Source organism: Neomoorella sulfitireducens (assembly GCF_024733845.1).
GTDB lineage: Bacteria > Bacillota > DSM-521 > Neomoorellales > Neomoorellaceae > Neomoorella > Neomoorella sulfitireducens.
The window spans coordinates 107,487-126,616 of sequence record NZ_JANRHG010000008.1; the positions used below are offsets into that span (position 1 = coordinate 107,487).

Annotated in this window: 18 protein-coding genes and 1 other annotated feature; of the genes, 1 reads left to right on the plus strand and 17 read right to left on the minus strand. The window is 55.9% G+C overall.

What is annotated here, in order from left to right; translation table 11 throughout:
- Positions 1–226: 226 nt before the first annotated feature.
- The 13 genes from NWF31_RS09755 to rplU all read right to left on the minus strand — a co-directional run bounded on the left by NWF31_RS09755 (position 227) and on the right by rplU (position 12,066).
- Positions 227–1,675, minus strand: a complete 1,449-nt coding sequence (locus NWF31_RS09755) for a sodium:proton antiporter (protein ID WP_258360306.1) — start codon at positions 1,673–1,675, stop codon at positions 227–229.
- Between the two features lie 233 nt (positions 1,676–1,908).
- The gene (gene leuS / locus NWF31_RS09760; RefSeq protein WP_258360307.1) at positions 1,909–4,398 is read right to left on the minus strand and encodes a leucine--tRNA ligase; all 2,490 of its coding nucleotides are present in this window, start codon (positions 4,396–4,398) and stop codon (positions 1,909–1,911) included.
- Positions 4,399–4,533: 135 nt separating this feature from the next.
- A complete protein-coding gene (gene rsfS, locus NWF31_RS09765; RefSeq protein ID WP_258360308.1) occupies positions 4,534–4,881 on the minus strand; it encodes a ribosome silencing factor in 348 nt (115 codons plus the stop codon).
- A gap of 3 nt (positions 4,882–4,884) precedes the next feature.
- Positions 4,885–5,451, minus strand: coding sequence for a bis(5'-nucleosyl)-tetraphosphatase (symmetrical) YqeK (gene yqeK, locus NWF31_RS09770; RefSeq protein WP_258360309.1), 567 nt, complete (start codon positions 5,449–5,451; stop codon positions 4,885–4,887).
- Between the two features lie 69 nt (positions 5,452–5,520).
- Positions 5,521–5,766 carry an RNA recognition motif domain-containing protein gene (locus tag NWF31_RS09775; protein WP_258360333.1) on the minus strand — a complete coding sequence of 82 codons (246 nt, stop codon included), beginning with the start codon at positions 5,764–5,766 and terminating at the stop codon, positions 5,521–5,523.
- 45 nt (positions 5,767–5,811) lie between these two features.
- Positions 5,812–6,465, minus strand: a complete 654-nt coding sequence (gene nadD, locus NWF31_RS09780) for a nicotinate-nucleotide adenylyltransferase (RefSeq protein ID WP_258360310.1) — start codon at positions 6,463–6,465, stop codon at positions 5,812–5,814.
- A gap of 37 nt (positions 6,466–6,502) precedes the next feature.
- On the minus strand, positions 6,503–7,759 hold the full coding sequence (locus NWF31_RS09785; protein WP_258360311.1) for a glutamate-5-semialdehyde dehydrogenase: 1,257 nt from the start codon (positions 7,757–7,759) through the stop codon (positions 6,503–6,505).
- A 145-nt stretch (positions 7,760–7,904) separates the two neighbouring features.
- Positions 7,905–9,041 carry a glutamate 5-kinase gene (gene proB / locus NWF31_RS09790; protein ID WP_258360312.1) on the minus strand — a complete coding sequence of 379 codons (1,137 nt, stop codon included), beginning with the start codon at positions 9,039–9,041 and terminating at the stop codon, positions 7,905–7,907.
- Positions 9,042–9,114: 73 nt separating this feature from the next.
- Positions 9,115–10,386, minus strand: coding sequence for a GTPase ObgE (gene obgE, locus NWF31_RS09795; protein ID WP_258360313.1), 1,272 nt, complete (start codon positions 10,384–10,386; stop codon positions 9,115–9,117).
- Between the two features lie 93 nt (positions 10,387–10,479).
- A complete protein-coding gene (locus tag NWF31_RS09800) occupies positions 10,480–11,013 on the minus strand; it encodes a Spo0B domain-containing protein (protein ID WP_258360314.1) in 534 nt (177 codons plus the stop codon).
- A 98-nt stretch (positions 11,014–11,111) separates the two neighbouring features.
- Positions 11,112–11,381: a 50S ribosomal protein L27 gene (gene rpmA, locus NWF31_RS09805; RefSeq protein WP_258360334.1), complete on the minus strand. Its 270-nt coding sequence runs from the start codon at positions 11,379–11,381 to the stop codon at positions 11,112–11,114.
- Between the two features lie 41 nt (positions 11,382–11,422).
- Entirely contained in the window at positions 11,423–11,755 is a 333-nt protein-coding gene (locus NWF31_RS09810) for a ribosomal-processing cysteine protease Prp (protein WP_258360315.1), read from the minus strand.
- A complete protein-coding gene (rplU, locus tag NWF31_RS09815; protein ID WP_258360316.1) occupies positions 11,752–12,066 on the minus strand; it encodes a 50S ribosomal protein L21 in 315 nt (104 codons plus the stop codon). The genes NWF31_RS09810 and rplU overlap by 4 nt, the downstream gene beginning before the upstream one ends.
- Before the next feature lie 8 nt (positions 12,067–12,074).
- Positions 12,075–12,154 (minus strand) — a sequence feature (ribosomal protein L21 leader region).
- A gap of 163 nt (positions 12,155–12,317) precedes the next feature.
- Between rplU and NWF31_RS09820 the strand changes: the two genes are divergently transcribed.
- On the plus strand, positions 12,318–13,802 hold the full coding sequence (locus NWF31_RS09820; RefSeq protein ID WP_258360317.1) for an amidase family protein: 1,485 nt from the start codon (positions 12,318–12,320) through the stop codon (positions 13,800–13,802).
- Between the two features lie 51 nt (positions 13,803–13,853).
- Here the strand turns inward: NWF31_RS09820 and NWF31_RS09825 are convergent, their stop codons facing one another.
- From NWF31_RS09825 to NWF31_RS09840, 4 genes are all read right to left on the minus strand, one after another.
- The gene (locus tag NWF31_RS09825; RefSeq protein WP_258360318.1) at positions 13,854–15,560 is read right to left on the minus strand and encodes an Rne/Rng family ribonuclease; all 1,707 of its coding nucleotides are present in this window, start codon (positions 15,558–15,560) and stop codon (positions 13,854–13,856) included.
- Positions 15,553–16,281 carry a TIGR03936 family radical SAM-associated protein gene (locus NWF31_RS09830; protein WP_258360319.1) on the minus strand — a complete coding sequence of 243 codons (729 nt, stop codon included), beginning with the start codon at positions 16,279–16,281 and terminating at the stop codon, positions 15,553–15,555. Before NWF31_RS09830 ends, NWF31_RS09825 begins: the two co-directional genes overlap by 8 nt.
- Positions 16,271–18,139, minus strand: a complete 1,869-nt coding sequence (locus NWF31_RS09835) for a TIGR03960 family B12-binding radical SAM protein (protein ID WP_258360320.1) — start codon at positions 18,137–18,139, stop codon at positions 16,271–16,273. Before NWF31_RS09835 ends, NWF31_RS09830 begins: the two co-directional genes overlap by 11 nt.
- Before the next feature lie 103 nt (positions 18,140–18,242).
- The gene (locus NWF31_RS09840; protein WP_258360321.1) at positions 18,243–19,127 is read right to left on the minus strand and encodes a M50 family metallopeptidase; all 885 of its coding nucleotides are present in this window, start codon (positions 19,125–19,127) and stop codon (positions 18,243–18,245) included.
- Between the last annotated feature and the right edge of the window lie 3 nt (positions 19,128–19,130).

Here is a 19,130-nt window from a genome sequence, read left to right on the forward strand (position 1 = left end):
AAAGTCCTTTAAGTAATTAACAATACGCCTCTAATCGTCTTTTTCCTGCCATCGACGCCATATTATACCACCAATGAAGTAAAAAAGTTCCCTATAGAAGGAAGAAGCTATAATATAATCCCGCTACCTGCTAACGTGGTGCCACCAGGGTAAATAAACGGACAAAGCCGGTAATTCACTACCGGCTTTGTGACAGGCTATTACCCGCAGGTAAACATGTAAGGATTTAACGGAAAAAGAGAAGCGTGTCCAGGATAAAGAGGGGAATTAAAATCCCAATCGACCAGGCCATATAGCCGAAAAAGCTCGGCATGCGGATGCCGTTCTCTTCCGCTATGGAGCGCACCATAAAGTTAGGCGCATTGCCGATATAGGTATTGGCTCCCATAAACACCGCGCCGCAGGATACGGCCATCAACATCTTGGAAGCCACCATTCCTACTGTGGTCTGGACACCGGCAGTCGCTCCCAGGCTGGCGGCGGTGGTCAAAAATACCAGGTAGGTAGGGGCGTTGTCCAGGAAGCTGGAAAGGACCCCCGTAGCCCAGAAAAACTGGGCTGGATGGGTTAAGCCCAGCTCGGCGCCGCGGGCGTGGAGGATGGCCAGGGCCGGGATCATGGTCATGAAGATGCCGGCAAACAGTATAGCCACTTCCTTGATGGGACCCCAGGTGAAGCGATTATCGTTGCGGATAATCTGGGGTGTAGTTTTTATAGACAGGAAGGCCGCCAGGAGAATGGCCACGTCACGGATTAGATTTGTAAAGGGCAACACTACCTTTTCCTCACCGTGTCGGAACAGGGTAACGCCGTAAAGCTCGCCTGTTTTCAGATCGGCGAAGGCGGGGTTCTTGGCCAGGACGCCGCTTAAAATGACGGCAGCAAGGATAATGCCCAGATAGATAAGGTTGTGTAACCCCTCGACGCGCAGGGGTTCCCGCCCGCCCTTCAATTCCGGGGCGCTTTCCTTGCGGTAAAAGTAATTATCGAGGAAATAATACAAGGCCAGGAGAATGATCACATTAAAACCCATGGGAACGATCAAGCGCATCGTCCAGAAAAAGGGTACGCCCCGCAAATATCCCAGGAACAGGGGCGGGTCGCCGACAGGTGTAAGGGAGCCGCCGATATTAGAGATAAGGAAGATAAAGAAGATAATTATATGGGCCTTGTAACGTCGCCATTCGTTGGCCCGGATCACCGGCCGGATGAGGAGCATGCTGGCGCCCGTCGTTCCTACCCAGCTGGCCAGGGCAGTACCAATCAGCAGGAGCAGGACGTTGACGGTGGGACTCCCGCGCAGGGTCCCGCGCAGGATAATACCCCCCGACACCACAAAGAGGCCAAAAAGGAGGATGATAAAGGGCAGGTAATCAAGGAGATATACTTCTAAAGCCTGGTAAATGGCAGTCCCGCTGCCAAAGGCGATAAAAAAGGGAATAAAGAAAACCAGGGCCCAAAAGGCGCTTACCTTGCCCATGTTGTGCTCCCACCAGTGGACGTTAACCAGGGGGAAGATGGCTATGGACAGCAACATGCCTACAAAGGGCAGTACGCTCCACAAGGGTAAAAAATGACCCAGCTCATTGCCGCCCGATGCCCACGCCACATCGCTCAAGGCGAGAAAAGAACCGAACACCAGCAGCACTAACTGTAGAATTCGTTTAAGAGACATCCCATCCATCCTTTCTCCAGTTTCCCTCGATACGCGCAACATTTTAACCCTACTAGAGCCATTTTTTCCAGCCTTTTTGACGAAAACAGGGCAGGAACCGTTGATACCCTCTTTTACCAATGGGGTGGGATACCGCCTTTTATAATCACGCCCTGTGCTGTAAGCCGGGAGGGTCGCAGGTAGACCTGTGACTGCCCTCCCGGAGCCTACCAACCCTGATGGCCGGATCGCTTTTAACTCGCCCGGCGGGCGACGACGTTGACCAGCTTATCCGGGATTACAATGACCTTAACTACTTCCTGGCCGGCAAGGAGCCCGGCCACTTTCTCCCTTTTTAAGACCAGCTTCTTAACCTCTTCTTCCGGCAGCCCAACCGGGACCTGCACCCGGTCCCTGACTTTACCGTTCACCTGTACCACCAGGGTTACCTCTTCCTCCACCAGGGCTTCGGGGTCATAGCCGGGCCAGGATTCTAAATGAACGCTTTCCCGGCCTCCCAGGCCCTGCCACAACTCCTCGGCGATGTGGGGGGCAAAGGGCGCCAGCAGGGTTACAAGCTTGCGCAGGACCTCGCCCATTAAAGGCAGGTTCTGCTCTCCTGCCGGGACGGTATCCTGGTAGCGGTAGCAGCCGTTAACCAGCTCCATAATAGCGCTGACGGCCGTATTAAAATTAAAACGCTGCTCGATGTCCTCCGTAACTTTCTTGATGGTGGCATGGAGGAGACGCCAGAGCTCCCGGTCGGCAGGAGTCTTTACCGCCGGGCTACCGCCGTCGTGGCGCACGCCATCGGCATATGCGGCCACCAGGCGCCAGACCCGGTTTAAAAAGCGGTAACAGCCCTCCACCCCCTGGTCGCTCCATTCCAGGTCTCGCTCCGGGGGAGCGGCAAAGAGGATAAAGAGGCGAGCGGTATCGGCGCCGTAGCGTTCGATTATTTCCTCGGGGCTGACCACATTACCCTTGGATTTGGACATCTTGCTGCCGTCCTTTAAAACCATACCCTGGGTCAGCAGGTTCTGGAAGGGCTCCTCAACCCCAACCAGGCCAAAATCGTACAGGGCCTTGGTAAAGAAACGGGCATACATGAGGTGCAGGATGGCGTGCTCCACCCCGCCGATATACTGGTCTACGTTCATCCAGTAGTCGACTTTATCCCGCTCAAAGGCCCTCTCCTGGCTGCGGGGACTGGTGTAGCGCAGGAAGTACCAGGAAGAGCAGACGAAGGTATCCATGGTGTCCGTTTCCCGCCGCGCCGGGCCGCCGCAGCGGGGGCAGGTGGTGTTAACAAATTCAGGGCAGCTCTTTAGCGGCGATTCACCCGTCGGTTTGAACTCCACCCCCTCGGGCAGGATGACTGGCAGGTCTTCCTCGGGCACGGGTACCAGGCCGCAGCAGTCGCAGTAAATCATGGGTATAGGCGCACCCCAGTAACGCTGGCGGGAAATCAGCCAGTCCCGCAGGCGGTAGTTCACCCGCCCTTTGCCTTTGCCTGTACGTTCCAGGTATTCGGTAATCTTATGAATACCTTCCCGGTTGGGCAGGCCGTTGAAAGGACCGGAGTTGACCATGATGCCGTCCTCAACAAAAGCCTCCGTCATGGTGGCGCCGTCGAGTTCCTGACCCCGGGGTTTGATGACTACCCTGACCGGCAGGCCGTACTTGCGGGCGAACTCGAAATCGCGCTGGTCATGGGCCGGCACCCCCATGACCGCCCCGGTGCCGTATTCCATGAGGACATAATTGGCAATCCAGATGGGCACCCTCTCTTTGTTTACAGGGTTTAAGGCGTAGGCGCCGGTAAATACGCCTTCCTTTTCCTTCTCGGTAGCCGTCCGGTCCAGGTCGCTTAAAAAGCGTGCTGCCTCAACAAATTGCTTTACTGCCTCTTCCTGGGGTTTCCCTGCCGCGAGCTTCATCACCAGGGGATGTTCGGGAGCCAGGACCATATAAGTGACGCCATACAGGGTATCGGGACGGGTAGTAAATACCGGTATTTCCTCGTCGCTGCCTTCCACCCGGAAAATTACCTCGGCACCGGTGCTCTTGCCGATCCAGTTTTCCTGCATGATTTTAACCTTTTCCGGCCAGCCGGGCAGCTTTTGCAGGTCGTGCAAAAGCCGCTCGGCATAGGCGGTGATGCGGAAAAACCATTGTTCCAGGTCCTTACGCATGACGGGAGTATGGCAGCGCTCGCAGGCGCCGTCAACTACCTGCTCGTTGGCCAGGACGGTGGCGCAGGAAGGGCACCAGTTGACGGCGGCTTTTTTGCGGTAGGCCAGGCCGTGTTTGTACATCTGCAAGAAGAGCCACTGGGTCCAGCGGTAGTAGCCCGGGTGGCAGGTAGCCACCTCCCGCTCCCAGTCGTAGCTGATGCCCATGGTATGAAGCTGGCGGCGCATGTTGGCAATATTGCTCCAGGTCCATTCCGCCGGCGGGATACCCCGGTTGATGGCCGCGTTTTCCGCCGGCAGCCCGAAGGCATCCCATCCCATGGGATGGAGAACGTTGTAGCCCTGCATGCGTTTAAAACGGGCGACTACATCACCGATGGAATAATTACGCACATGACCCATATGTAAATTGCCGGATGGGTAAGGGAACATCTCCAGGCAGTAAAACTTGGGCTTGCTCCTGTCTTCCGTTACCCGGTAAAGATCGCTCGCTTCCCAGCGGCGCTGCCATTTGGGCTCGATTTCTTTAAAATTGTACCTTGCTTCCATGACCTTTCACTCCCAAAATTTACCCTAAAATAACTGCGCCCCAAGCTGGCATTGTTTTTGCTCGCTCCAAACAAATGCCAGCCCGTTATTTTAATCCTTCTGCTGGTACCGCATCACCGGCATAGCTATCTTGTGCTACACGGAATCTATTTTTATCACCCCGGCGTCCCGCCAGAGGCGCTCCAGGTCGTAGAAACGGCGTTCTTCTTCCCTAAAGATATGTACCACAACGGCGCCGAAATCGAGTAAAATCCAGCGGGCCCCATCCCAGCCTTCCCGGTGCAGGAGCTTGATCCCGTTTTCCTCCAGGAGCTCTTCTACCCGGCCGGCAATGGCCTGGACCTGGGTCGCCGATGTGCCGCTGGCGATAACAAAATAATCGGCAATGAGGGTGATACCTCTAAGATCCAGGATTACCGGTTCCAGTCCCTTTTTTTCGACTATTGCCCTGGCCGCCAGCTCAGCTACCCGGGCTGCATCCATTAATTAGTAACCTCCCCTGGCCAGTAAAATATAGTTGCGGGCCTCCACCGTGGCCGGGTGAAGGGGTTGCTCTTTATCGAGAACGTAAATAATGCTGGTTTCAAAAGCCTTCAACAAAGCTGCCTCCAGGTCGGTGGCCGCTGCTTTACGAATTGCCTGGACGCCGGCAAACTGGCGCCCGGGTTCAATAATATCCGCCAGGTAAATAATTTTATCCAGGGCCGTCATGGCCGGTGCTCCTACCGTATGCCGGGCTACAGCCTGGAGGAGGGCTCTATCGGTTATTCCCAGCTCCCGTTCCAGGAGCAGGGCTCCTACCGGGCCGTGGAGTAAAACGGGTACCCGCCTTTCCAGGTCGCAAGTTATTAGCCCCGCCTTCCCGGCCAGTTCCAGGAGCTGCTCCGGCAGCATATCCCGGGCGAAATCATGTAACAGGCCCGCCAGGCGGGCCTGTTCCGGGTCAACACCATTTTTTACTGCCAGTCCGGCTGCGGTATCAGCTACACCCAGGCTGTGGCGGTAACGGCCTGCCGGCAGCCTGGCTGCTAGAAGCTGCAGGTATTTTTTCATTTTTAACCCCCGCCCGGCAGCTAACAAAAACCCCCTATTTTTAATAGGAGGTCGGCCTCAATCCGGGTCTTAAGAACGGGCCCGGGCTTCGTTGACGGTTAAGACCCGGTTGCCGAGTTCCGCACCGTTCATGGCGGCAATCATGCGCTCGGCGTCGGCATCGTTAACTTCCACGAAACCGAAACCACGGGACCGGCCTGTCTGGCGGTCGGTGATAATCCGCGCGCTCAACACTTCGCCGTGGGCAGCAAACGCCCTGGCCAGTTCTTCTTCAGTTGTGGCCCAGGGTAGGTTGCCCACATACAGGGTACGCACCAATGCACTTCACCTCTTCTTCAATATTAATAGTAGTATATAGTCCTAGCTCTTTTCGTATACACCACCGTCCCGGGGCCGGTACAGCCCGTGGAAGTGGATATAATCTTCCACCGCCTCCGGGAGCAGGTATTTAATGGGTTTTTTATTTTGTACCCGCAGGCGAATGTCGGTAGAAGATATGGCCAGAGCCGGGACTTCAATGAGATGGATACGGTGCCTACCCTCAACCGTTAACATGGGCACGGAATCCCCTGAGCGGTTCAACTGAAAACCGGGACGCGTGGCGGCAATAAAACGGCACTCTTGCAGGAGCCTGTCGACATCCTTCCACGTCAAGATCTCCAGGATGGCATCGGCACCGGTAATAAAGAAAAGCTGGACTTCAGGACCGTAAAGACGGCGAAACTCAAGTACCGTATCGATGGTATAAGAATAACCCTGCCGGTCAATCTCGCTCCGGGACACTTCAAAGTAAGGATTGCTGGCCGTAGCCAGGACTGTCATTTGATAACGGTGCTCCGGATCGGTGACCGGGTAGCCCTTTTTATGGGGAGGTCGCCCGGAAGGGACAAACACCACTTTTTCCAGGGCAAATTCCCAGCGGGCGGCTTCGGCCGTTACCAGGTGACCGAAATGAATGGGGTCAAAGGTTCCCCCCATTATACCTACCCGCCGGTAGTCGTTAAAGGTTTTCATGACACCCTCCCGGTTCCCCATGCTGTTATTTTAACAATTACTGACGAATCTGTCCACTACCAAAGATAATATACTTAAAAGTTGTCAATTGCTCCGGACCCATGGGACCGCGGGCATGGAGCTTCTGGGTGCTGATGCCGATTTCGGCCCCGAAACCGAATTCATAACCGTCGGTAAAGCGGGTAGAAGCATTGACGTAAACGGCGGCGGCGTCAACCCGGGCCAGGAATTCCCGCGCCGTCCGGTAATCACTGGTGACGATGGCCTCGGAATGTTTGGTACCATACGTGTGGATATGCTCCAGCGCCTCTTCCAGGCTGTTGACCACCCTGATAGCCAGGATCAGGTCAAGGTATTCGGTGGCCCAGTCCTCTTCGGTAGCTGCTTCCGCCCAGGGGACAAGTTCCCGGGTACGCTCGCAGCCACGCAGGACAACTCCTTTTTCCTTCAAGGCCCCCGCCAGGGAAGGCAGGAATGCCGCCGCTACCTTTTCGTGAACCAGCAGGGTCTCCATGGCGTTGCAGACACCGGGGCGCTGGGTCTTGGCATTGATCACAATATTCCTGGCCATTTCCAGGTCGGCTGCGGCATCGACGTAGACGTGACAGTTGCCCACACCCGTCTCAATCACCGGTACCGTGGCGTTTTCTACCACCGCCCGGATGAGGCCGGCGCCCCCCCGGGGTATCAGGACGTCCAGGTATTCATTGGCCTTTAGCAAAAGGTTGACCGCTTCGCGATCGGTGGTTTCAATTAACTGGATGGCACCCTCCGGTATACCGGCGGCCGTCGCCGCCCGGCTGATGACCCGGGTCAGGGCCTGGTTGGAATTAAAGGCCTCGGAGCCACCCCGCAGGATGACGGCATTACCAGTTTTCAGGCACAGGCCCGCCGCATCTACCGTCACATTGGGCCGGGCTTCATAGATAATGCCGATCACTCCCAGGGGTACCCGCACGCGGCCGATCTCCAGGCCGTTGGGCCGCTTCCACATGGAAGTAACTTCACCCACGGGATCGGGTAAGGCTGAGAGTTCCCTCAGGCCCACGGCCATATCTTTGATGCGCTTCTCATTTAAGAGGAGGCGATCCAGCAGGGCCCGGGATAACCCCTTTTCTTTGCCGGCGGCCATATCCCGGGCATTGGCTTCCAGGATAAAGTCCTGTTCTTTCTCCAGGGCCCGGGCCATGGCCAGCAGGGCTTCATTCTTAATACCGGTGTTCAGGTTGGCCAGTACGCGCGCCGCTTCCCTGGCCAGCTTACCCTTGGCCTGCACTTCTGCAGCTACATTCACGGCAAACACTCCTTTCCGCAAATAGGGTTCTATCGGTACCTTTTGGTGGGGACATATCCCCGCTCTAAACGTCCAGGTAAATTTTCAACTTTTGTGGTAAGGGCGTTATCCTCCATCAGGGGCTTCTTTGTATATGAGAGTGAATTCAAACCAGTACGATCATGTTATCCCGGTGCACGATTTCATCGTAATCTTTATAGCCTAAGATTTCGACAATCTCCTTTGTTTTCCTGCCCTGGATGCGGCGGATGGCCCCAGCCGGGTAGTTGGACATACCGCGGGCAATTTCCTTGCCGTCCGGGTCGATAATGCTGATAATGGCACCCTGGTCAAATTCGCCGTAAACGGCCACCACTCCCCCGGGTAAAAGGCTTTTCCCGTTCAGGCAGATGGCCCTGGCGGCCCCGGCGTCCACCTGCACCCGGCCCTGGGCGGCCGGCCCGTAGGCCAGCCAGCGCTTGCGGGTATGGGTCCGGTGCTCCCGGGGAATAAAAATGGTTCCTACTCCTTCCCCGCGCAGGACGGCGCTGATTTTTCCACTTTCCAGGCCACTGGTAATCACCACCGGGATGCCGAAGCTGGTAGCCAGCCGCGCGGCCTGGATCTTGGTCGCCATACCTCCGGTGGACCAGGTAGAACCGGCACCCCCGGCCAGGGCTTCAATTTCTGGTGTGATTTCGGTAACACAGGTAAGTAATGTGGCGTTTTCATCGTCCTGGGGATTGGAGGTAAACAGGCCGCCGGTATCCGTCAGCAGGATTAAAATATCGGCGTCAACCAGACCTGCCACCAGGGCTGAGAGGGTATCGTTATCTCCGACCCGGATCTCATCTACGGCTACGGTATCGTTTTCGTTGACTATGGGCACTACACCCAGGTTCAAGAGGGTAGCCAGGGTGTGGCGCGAATTGAGGTAACGGCGGCGGTCGGCCAGGTCGTCCCGGGTTAAAAGGACCTGGGCTACCAGCAGCCCGTAATCGCTGAACAGTTTTTCATACATATGCATGAGCAGGCCCTGGCCAACGGCGGCCGCGGCCTGTTTTTCCGGCAGGGTCCGGGGTTTTTCCTTTAAACCCAGGCGGCCCATGCCGGCCCCCACGGCCCCGGATGTGACCAGCACCACCTGGCGGCCGGAATTGACCTGATCCACCAGTTCCCTGACCACGCGCTCCATGCGCTCGAGGTTTAATTTTCCCGTTTTATGGGTCAGGGTGCTGGTGCCTACTTTAACTACCAGCCGGCAAGCGTGCTGCAGGGCCTCACGGCACTCCTTCTCCGTCAAGGCCGTCACTCCTACTAATAAAATAAGGTTCTATCAAAAACGGCGATTGCTGGTTGATCTGTACTCCAGCTTTTTATTCCTCTTCCCTGTACTCAAATTCATATTTACCTATTCTTACCGTAGCACCGGGGAAGACGCCGGCCCGGCGCAGGGCTTCCTCGACGCCCTTCTGGCGGAGGTAGACCTGGAGGCGGCGGACGGCTTCGTCGTTATCCAGGTAAGTCATGGCTACCCGGCGCTCTATTTCTCTATTTTTAACCAGGAAGGCGCTGCCTTCCCTGGTAATGGTTATCTCCTCCGGGGTAAAGGTCGTTACCTTTTCTTCTTCGGCTTCCATTAACGGCTCCGGTGGCGGCAATTTTTCCAGCATGGCTGCCAGGTGGTAAAGAAGGGGTTCAAGGCCGGCACCGGTAGCGGCGGCAATGGGAAACACGGGGTAAGCATCCCCTAAGTGTTCTTTAAGATAGGTTACTTTTGTTTCCCAACCGGTGATGTCCGTTTTATTGGCGGCTATTACCTGGGGGCGCCGGGCCAGTTGCGGGTTGTAATGTTCCAGCTCTTTGTTGACAGTCCGCCAGTTATCCAGGACTTCTTCGGCCGGTAAAGATACGTCGAGGACGTGGACCAGGACCCTGGTGCGCTCAATATGACGCAAAAACTTTAAACCCAGGCCTGCCCCCTGGTGGGCACCTTCAATCAGGCCGGGTATGTCGGCCACCACAAAGGAGCTTTCTTCATTTACCCGGACCACACCGAGGACAGGGGTCAGGGTGGTAAAGGGGTAGTCGGCTATCTTGGGCCGGGCAGCAGAGATACTGGAAAGAAGGGTTGATTTGCCGGCATTGGGCATGCCGATAAGGCCCACATCGGCCAGCAGCTTTAATTCCAGAAGCAGCCAGCGTTCCTCCCCCGGTTCGCCCTTCTCGGCAAAGGTGGGTGCCCTGTCTGTCGGGGAAACAAAGCGGGCATTTCCCCGGCCGCCCCGGCCGCCGGCCGCCACCACGACGCGCTGGCCGTGCTCTACCAGATCGGCAAGCACCTGCCCGGTAGCGGCATCCCGGACTACCACCCCGACCGGTACCCGGAGGACCAGATCCGGGGCACTGCGGCCGTGTTTATTCTTTCCTTGGCCGTGCTGGCCACGCTCGGCCCGGTAGTGGGATCGATAGCGAAAATCGACTAAAGTTCTCAAGGAAGCATCGGCTTCAAGAATTACGCTGCCACCGCGGCCGCCGTCACCGCCGCTGGGGCCGCCGCGGGGGACATATTTCTCCCGCCGGAAGGCTACCACACCGTTGCCGCCGTCGCCGCCGCGTACATAGATTTTGGCCTCGTCGTAAAACAAGAAATAACCTTCCTCCAAAAATAGGGTTATGCTAAAACCGGTACTTTCCGGGGAGGCATATCCCCACCCATAATCGCAGTCTAACTGCGATTTTTAATGTTTCCTCAACAGGAGCTCCAATTTTCCCTTTTCCGGTTCCCAGGTGAAGGGGACCTGGTAACGCACGGCCAGGCCTGACAGGTGGTCTGCCGCACCGGCAGGGAGGTCTGCCGGTGCCCCGGCTTGAAAGGCCAGGTGGTAGCCCTCCTTCTCAGTAAGGCAAACCTGAAGGATATTCCCATCCCCGGCCAGGTCCAGGGCCAGGTCCCAGGCGGCCTCCCAGAGGGCTAGGGCTGCATCATTATCCATGTCCAGGTTCTCCATCAGGGTATGTACTGCAATGGTCGGGTTTATCCCCCTGGCAGCTGCCTGTTCTATCTTCATAAGGCTCACCAGGGCCAGGTGGGGTTGTTTCAGGTGCATGAGCCGCCCCAGTTGCTCCAGCCCGGCAGTAACCTCCTGCAGGTATGTTAAAGCCCGATCGCTTTTTTGCAGCTGGATGTAGCCCGAAATTACCTGGAGGTGGTTCAAGAAATCGTGTCTCTGCCAGCGCAGCAAGGAAATAACATCCGCCGCCTGCCAGGTCATAACAGATACCTCCTCCTTTTTATTCTGCGATCCCGTCCCTGTTCCTATAAACAGGCCGGCCTATAGTAGAAACCCCTGGAAGCTTCCAGGGGTTTTTGTTAGCTGGCATAAACGCTTACCTGTTTCTTCTCGCGGCCTTTGCGCTCATAACGGACTACTCCGTCAATCAGGGCAAAGAGGGTATCGTCCTTGCCGATACCAACATTCAGGCCCGGATGGATCCTGGTGCCCCGCTGCCGTACCAGGATATTACCGGCCTTTACATACTGCCCGTCCTGTCTTTTAACTCCCAGGCGTTTGGCTTCGCTGTCACGCCCGTTCCGGGAACTACCTACACCTTTTTTATGGGCAAAAAGCTGTAAATCCATAATCATCTCGCCCACCCCCTTGCAGTCAGCGTTTTCCCCTTTCACACCCGCCGGTACTCTAACCGCAAATATTCTTTATAATCCCTTGCTATGGCCTTGAGTCCGGTGGCAATTGTCTCTAAAATAACCCGTGCCCTTTCCTTCCCGGAGGACTTGAGGGAAGGCGGCAGGCGGCACTCAAGGAAACCCTCTTCGATCCTTACTTCCGGTTCTTCGGCCAGGTGTTCCTTAAGGCTTAAAACGGCCGTCTGGGCCAGGGCGGATACGGCGGCACAGACGATGTCCTCCCCCTTAGGCCGGTAACCGGCGTGGCCGGAAATGGTGAAACCTGCTAGAGCTCCACCTTCTTCCTGCCAGAAGACAATCCTTATCATTGCACCTCGATTTTTTCAACCCGCAACCTGGTGTAAGGCTGGCGGTGCCCCTGCCTGCGCCGGTAATTTTTCTTGGGCTTGTATTTAAAGACGAGTATCTTTTTGCCCTTACCCTGGGCTTCTACGGCGGCGGTAACCCTGGCACCGTTTACGTAGGGAGTGCCTACCTGCAGGTTTTCTCCTTCACCGACGGCAAGCACTTTATCAAGGACTACCTTTTCGCCTTCGGCAACCGGCAGCTTTTCCACCCGGATAACGTCGCCCTCGCTTACCCGGTACTGCTTGCCGCCGGTCGTAATTATAGCATACAATGGAATCCCCCCAAGCTAAGACTCGCCACCCGCGCGGTACCTTTTTAAAAAAGGTTTTAAAACCTGCGGTGAGCGGTTTAAAACTCTGGTGCGGCTTCCTGCAGTGTAACACATCTTCCCAGTACCTGTCAAGCAGCCGTGATTACCCTGCCCCTTACAAAATGAAATATTGTCACCTTTTACGCGGCCTGGGATAATGTCATCAGGAAAGAAATATAAACCCCGGTCCGCATCATGGAGGGAGCAAAAAAATGAAGAAAAAGGCATTCCAGATAATGGAGGCAAATATTCCTGAACTGGCACATGCCCTGGAAACCCATGAAATAACTTCGCGAGAATTAGTAGAATGGTACCTGGAAAGAATAGCCAAATATGATAAAGATGGTCCAAAACTGAACAGCATTATCCGGGTCAACCCGCGAGCATTACAAATAGCTACGGGCCTGGATCAAGAAAGAAAAAATAAAGGGCCGAGAAGTTTATTGCATGGAATACCCGTCATTGTTAAAGACAATATTGAAACGAAAGACATGCCGACTACCGGTGGCAATATACTGTTCAAGAACTTTAATCCAGGGAAGGATAGTTTCATTATAAGCAAGTTAAGACAAGCCGGCGCAATCATTCTAGCAAAAGCAAACCTTCACGAATTTGCCCGGGGAGGGACTACAATTAGTTCCCTGGCAGGCCAAACCCGAAACCCATATGACCTTACAAGAACCCCCGGCGGGTCCAGTGGCGGTACCGGAGCAGCCGTAGCGGCCAATTTTGGTGCCGTTGGTCTAGGAACAGATACGCTTAACTCAATCCGTTCTCCGGCTTCAGCCAATAACCTGGTAGGTATTCGACCTACCATGGGGCTTTTAAGCCGTGATGGGATTATGCCCGCAGCCCTTACCCAGGATACTGCCGGGCCCATCACCCGCAGCGTTATAGATGCTGCAATTTTATTAAAAGCAACGGCCGGATATGATCCAAAGGACCCAATCACGGCATGGAGCACGGGTAATATTCCTGAAAGTTATACGGGCAAATTGTCAATAAAGGCTCTGAAAGGACACCGCCTTGGTGTTTTAGAAAACTTTTTTGGTTCCGGGCCGGAATATGAAGAAGTAAACAGGACAATTCATGCGGCGATTAAAGATTTAGAAAGTCTAGGAGCCCGGGTCGAAAGCATTAATATACCCGGGGTTTATACAGATAACCTTGTTTCAGATCTAGATCTGCAGGCTTTTGAAGGCCGGATAAATTTCGATAATTACCTCCAGAACCAGGGGACAAAGGCACCGGTAAAAAGTCTTGAGGAATTAGTTCTTTCCGGTTGCTATGAAAAATCCATTGAGCGACTTCTAAAAGAACAACTAAACTACGATCCTAATTTACATGGCAAAGAGTATAAAGAACGACTGCTTAAGAGGACTAAATTGCAACGGCAAATCATAGCTACTATGACAAAATATCAACTGACGGCTCTGGTTTTCCCGCATCAAAAACGTCTTGTCGCTTTAATAGGTGAACCCCAACTGGACAGGAACGGGATACTAGGCGCTGTCACAGGCTTCCCTTCTATCGTTGTACCGGCCGGTTTTTCCCGCCCGGCAGTCTCCGCTCCTTTAGGCGTTCCTATCGGGATTGAGTTTTTAGGAAGGCCCTGGAGTGAAGGGATTCTAATAGGTATGGCCTATGCATTTGAACAAGCTACGGGGCACCGTAAGAGCCCGGTTTCTACACCTTAAATTTAATGCCCAAATCCGCGAAAAAAACCCTTCCCGGCAGCAGAAGCGGCATTAGGTGTGGCGCGAAAATTTCCCTGCATCGTCCAGGAGCCGGGCCCTGGCAAAGGTACGGTAAACCCGGGTAACCTCAACGGGAACTTCCCGGCCGAGATAAGAGGCACCGCCGGGGATATCCAGGACAAAGCCGTCCACCCTGGCGATACCGTCCCCGTTGTTGGTCGTATGGGCTCCCTCGATAAGCACTTTTAAAACCTGCCCGGCTTTAACAGGAGCGGCATCGTTGATTTCGTCCAAATCAAAAAGTTCGCGGAGGTTTACTTCTTCCAGGTGAAGGTTTTCATTGCCCCTGATGATCAGCCGTTTGCCTGCCCGCCGTTCCAGGAGGCGCAAATTGGCACCGCCAGTGCCAATCAGCAGGGCGGCTACCGCCGTATTGGCCTCTACCAGCAGGGCCCGCGCCCTGCTCTCCGCCGCCAGCTGCAGGATTTTTTTCCTGGCCTGGAGGGCCACCGTTTCTTCTGACAGGACTTTGCCTGTACCCCGGCAATAAGGGCAATCCTGCTGCAGCATGCTCCCCAGTTCCGGCTGGTCTTTTTTCCGGGTCATTTCCAGGAGCCCCAGGCGGGTAAAGCCCAGCACCTGGGTCTTTGTTTTATCCCGGGCCAATTCCTTCTGCAGGACTTTTATCACCTGTTCCCGGTGAGCGGGATTTTCCATGTCAATAAAATCGACGACAATAATACCGCCAATATTGCGCAGGCGGAGCTGCCTGGCCACTTCTGCAGCAGCTTCCAGGTTGGTTGTCAGGATCGTGTCGGCCAGGTTATGGCGGCCGACAAATTTGCCCGTATTGACATCAATGGCCGTCAGGGCCTCCATCTGGTCGATCACCAGGTACCCGCCGCATTTTAACCAGACTTTGCGTTTCAAAGCCTGATCTACTTGATTGTGAACGCCATAAAGGGCAAAAAGGTCGGCCCCGTCCCTTAACACCACCCGGCGCCGCAGTTCCGGCGAGTTCCCGGCCAGGATACCTATAACCAGGTCGTAGGTATGCCGGGAATTGACCAGGAGCCTGTCCACATCTTCCGTAAATAAGTCCCTAAGAATACGTAAAGAAAGCTCCACATCATGATGGAGCAGCCGCGGGGCTTTGCTCTGCCGGGCCAGTTCGTAAATACGTTTCCAGGCCCGGTCCAGGGCCCGGGCGTCTTCCCGGAGCTCCTCCAGCCCGGCACCGGCTGCCGCCGTGCGGACGATTAAACCCATACGGCGCGGTTTAACGGACCGGGCTACGGTTTTCAGGCGCTCCCTTTCCTCCTCGCTGCCGATGCGCCGGGAGACGCCAATATAGTTAAGGGTAGGCATGAGAACAAGATAACGTCCCGGCAGGGTAATATGGGTAGTAACCCGGGCACCCTTGCTCCCCCGGGGTTCTTTGACTACCTGGACCAGAATCTCCTGGCCTACCCGCACGACATCGCTGATACGCCGCCGGCTGCGGGGAGGCAGTGCATCCTCTAATACTTCCAGGCCGGTGGTATCATCGACAAAAAGAAAGGCGTTCTTCTCCAGGCCGATATCAACAAAGGCCGCCTGCATGCCGGGTAAAACGTTGGCTACCCTTCCCTTATATATATTACCTACCAGATGCTCCTTTTTGGGCCTTTCCAGGTAAATCTCCATTAAACGGCCGTCCTCCAGGACGGCTACTCCCGTCTCTTCAGCATCTACCTGGATTAAAATTTCTTTATTCACCTATCTCTACCTTCTCATGCAAAGCACTGTCTCCTCGCGCCGGGGTCATATACCGCGCATCAGCCAGCTCTTCCGGAGCCAGTATCCTGTTGTCGTCCCGGCGGTTAAACAGGCCGGTACGGATCACCCGCAGGGGGTCCTCCAGGTCCATGGCCCTGACGACCTCTTCCGGGCGCACGTTTCCCCGGGAACTGCACTCGAGGAGCATCTCCAGGGCAGCTTCCGGGGTAACGACGAGCTGGTAAACCCCCGGGCGGATGTCCCTGGCCTTGACCCCGTCTTTACCCCGCCGGTTCACCTCGACAGCCGGGCGAGAAAGAAAGTCTTTCGCTTTTTCCTTGAGGCTTTTGGGATCGGGAGGATCTTCCCAGGTAACGCGGTAGGCGGCAGCGTTGATAATAGCCGTCAGGGACGGGGCCTGGCGGGGAATAGTAAAGACCTGCCGGATCTCCAGGCCTGCCGGCAACTGGGCCTGCAACCTGTCTTTGAGCACAGCCGGCTCCAGCGGTGTCGTAAGTTCCCCGTCCAGATATTCCGCCCGGCTCTCGATCCCCACCGCCAGGGCCGGGCCGAAAGCCAGGAGCGGGTGGGGGTTAAAGCCGTGGCTGTAGGCCAGGGGAAGCCCCGCCCGGCGCATGGCCCGCTGCCACAGGCGAAGCATATCCAGGTGACCCAGGAAGACTGCCTGCCCGCCCTTGCTATACTTAATCCTAAAGCGCACCGTCCCGGGAGCCTCCCTTCAGGATCAGGTCAACGCCCAGGCCCGGGCAAACGCCGCAACCGGTGCAGCGACCCGAGCGGCAATCAACTGTAACCAGGCCTTCCCGGGCCCGCCGGCGTTCCCTCATTAAAAATTCTTTCGTTACACCAAAATCCAGGTGGTCCCAGGGAAATATTTCGTCATCCCGCCGCCGGCGGTAGGCATAAAAGGCCGGATCCAGGCCCGTATCCCGGAAAGCTTCCTCCCAGAGGCTGTAATTAAAGTATTCCGTCCAGCCCTCTAACCTGGCACCGCGGCGCCACGCCGCCACAATCGCCCTGCTCAAGCGCCGGTCGCCCCGGGAAAGCACCGCTTCAATAAAGCTAACCTCGGCCTCATGCCAGTTAAACCGCAACCCCGGGCCTTTAAGACGGGTACGCAGCAGCTGCTGTTTTTCCTTGATTACTTCCACCCGATCCTGGGGTTCCCACTGGAACGCCGTCCAGGGTTTGGGGACAAAGGAAGATACACTGACGGTTATAGTAGGTTTACCCCCGGGGGCCAGCCGCCTCCCCTGATCCAGGATACGTCGCGCCAGTTCAACAATCCCCAGGAGATCCTCTTCCCTTTCCTCAGGCAAACCAAGCATAAAATAGAGTTTTACGGCCTGCCAGCCGGCCCGGAAAGCTTCGCCCGTAGCCGCCATGATGTCCTCTTCGTCCACACCTTTATTGATGACATCCCGCAGGCGCTGGCTGCCCGCCTCGGGCGCAAAGGTGAGGGTGCTTTTCCGGACCTGCTGGACGGCTTCAGCCAGGCGTACGCTGAAGGCGTCCACCCGTAAAGAAGGCAGGGAAACACTAACGCCCTGGCCGGCATAGGCAGTTGCCAGGAACCGCGCCAGTTCCTCCACCCGGGAGTAATCGGCCGTACTTAAAGAAGTTAAGGATATCTCTTCGTGGCCGGTGTGGCGCACCAGTTCCTCCGCCTGGCGCAGGAGGATGGAAAGGTCCCTCTCCCTTACCGGCCGGTAAATGGCTCCGGCCTGGCAGAAACGGCAGCCGTGGGTGCAACCCCGCATGACTTCCAGCATGATGCGGTCATGGATTACCTCCAGGAAGGGTACAACAGGCCTGGTAGGGAAAAAAGCGGCATCCAGGTCCTGGATGACCCGTTTGACTACCCGCCCGGGCACACCCTCCTCCCGGGGTACAACCGCGGCCACGGTACCGTCGTTATTGTATTTAACATCATACAGGGAAGGAACATAAAAGCCAGGCATGCCGGCCAGGACCTTTAAAACCCGGTGCCGGTCGTTAATTATCCCTTCCTTTTTTAACCGGCCCAATACTGCCAGCAGTTCAGGTAATGCCTCCTCGCCATCACCCAGGAGAAAAGCATCAAAAAAAGGGGCCACCGGCTCCGGGTTGGCCACCCCCGGACCGCCGCCGATAACCAGGGGATGACCCGCCGTGCGCTCCCCGGCCAGGAGGGGTATGCCGGCCAGGTCAAGGATATTAAGAATTGTAGTATAACTCATCTCGTATTGGAGGGTAAAGCCCAGGACGTCAAAGGCAGTTAAGGGCCGGCGGGATTCCAGGCTGAAGAGGGGGATACGGTTTTCTCGCAGCAGTACCTCCAGGTCCGGCCCGGGGGCAAAGGCCCGCTCCATGAGCATACCGGGACGCTCATTGACGGCCCCGTACAGGATGGCCAGCCCCAGGTGGGACATGCCTACTTCATAAAGGTCGGGATATATAAAAGCCATACGTACCGGGTTTTCTTCCCAATCTTTATGAACGGCATTCCACTCCGTCCCCAGATAACGGGCCGGTTTGCTGACCCGGGTTAACAACTTTTCCAGATCAATACCGGGCAACTTTTTCGCCTCACGTCATAAAAATATCCTGTCCATTAGTATAACAGGAATTCAAAAAAAAATATACTCCTCCTGGTTATTATATCCACAGCCACAGGTCACCTTAACGCCGCAACAGGGCTTCCAGGCTGTTGTCCCCGCCTTCCAGGAGTTCCTGGATAATTTCTGTTTCCGTCAGGATCCCTTCCAGCCGCCCGCCTTTGCCGATAACGGCAACCAGGTTGAAAGCGTTGGGGGAAAAGGAGCGAACCGCCCTGGCCAGGGTCAGCTCCGGGCCGGCCGCCAGCCAGGAAACCCTCCCGGTTTTAGACCGCACCTCGCCGTCCTTTTTCTTACCCCGCTGCCGCCAGAATTCCTGCCAGAACATATAGGGCGCCATCTCCCCTTCCTGCCGGGCTATACAATAGATAAATAGGGCCAGGGCCAGGCCCTGGAGGTCCACCATTTTGAAAATAAACCCGGCAATGCTCCCCGCACCCAGGAGAAAGGCCAGGGCCTTACCCCCGTAAACCCCTTCCACAGTTGCCCGGTAGATGCCCGCATATTTCGACCTCAGGGCCCGGTAGACACGACCCCCGTCCAGGGGCAGTCCCGGCCACAGGTTAAAAAGGCCAAGGATAAGGTTCACCTGGCGAAAAAAAAGGAGCCAGGCAGGCGTCAGGCTGGCAAAAAAGCTGGCAACGTATATCCCGAGTGCCAGCAAAAGGCTAGCCGCAGGGCCGGCCAGGGCAATCAGGGCTTCGTCCCTGGAATCCCTTCCCGGCGGCCGCAGGAGACGTGCCACCCCGCCGAAGGGAAAGAGTTCTATCCCCTGTACTTGCCAGCCGAGCCGCGAGGCTGCCAGGGCATGGCAGCTTTCATGCCACGCCACCGCCGCAAACAGCATTAAGGCCTGGGGTAGAACCCCCATGAGAAAATAAAGACCCAGGAGGAGGAGAAAATAGTCGTTAAAAATTATCTCCGTAGTCCCCACCCGACCGGCACGCATGGT

What these genes read in the sequence shown, in the direction of transcription:
- leuS (WP_258360307.1), bottom strand. Translation starts at nt 4,398, where the DNA reads ATGGAAGCAAGGTACAATTTTAAAGAAATCGAGCCCAAATGGCAGCGC.
- nadD (WP_258360310.1), bottom strand. Translation starts at nt 6,465, where the DNA reads ATGAAAACCTTTAACGACTACCGGCGGGTAGGTATAATGGGGGGAACC.
- NWF31_RS09755 (WP_258360306.1), bottom strand. Translation starts at nt 1,675, where the DNA reads ATGTCTCTTAAACGAATTCTACAGTTAGTGCTGCTGGTGTTCGGTTCT.
- rpmA (WP_258360334.1), bottom strand. Translation starts at nt 11,381, where the DNA reads ATGGATTTACAGCTTTTTGCCCATAAAAAAGGTGTAGGTAGTTCCCGG.
- yqeK (WP_258360309.1), bottom strand. Translation starts at nt 5,451, where the DNA reads ATGAAAAAATACCTGCAGCTTCTAGCAGCCAGGCTGCCGGCAGGCCGT.
- rsfS (WP_258360308.1), bottom strand. Translation starts at nt 4,881, where the DNA reads ATGGATGCAGCCCGGGTAGCTGAGCTGGCGGCCAGGGCAATAGTCGAA.
- NWF31_RS09800 (WP_258360314.1), bottom strand. Translation starts at nt 11,013, where the DNA reads ATGACCTGGCAGGCGGCGGATGTTATTTCCTTGCTGCGCTGGCAGAGA.
- NWF31_RS09810 (WP_258360315.1), bottom strand. Translation starts at nt 11,755, where the DNA reads ATGATAAGGATTGTCTTCTGGCAGGAAGAAGGTGGAGCTCTAGCAGGT.
- NWF31_RS09840 (WP_258360321.1), bottom strand. Translation starts at nt 19,127, where the DNA reads ATGCGTGCCGGTCGGGTGGGGACTACGGAGATAATTTTTAACGACTAT.
- NWF31_RS09820 (WP_258360317.1), top strand. Translation starts at nt 12,318, where the DNA reads ATGAAGAAAAAGGCATTCCAGATAATGGAGGCAAATATTCCTGAACTG.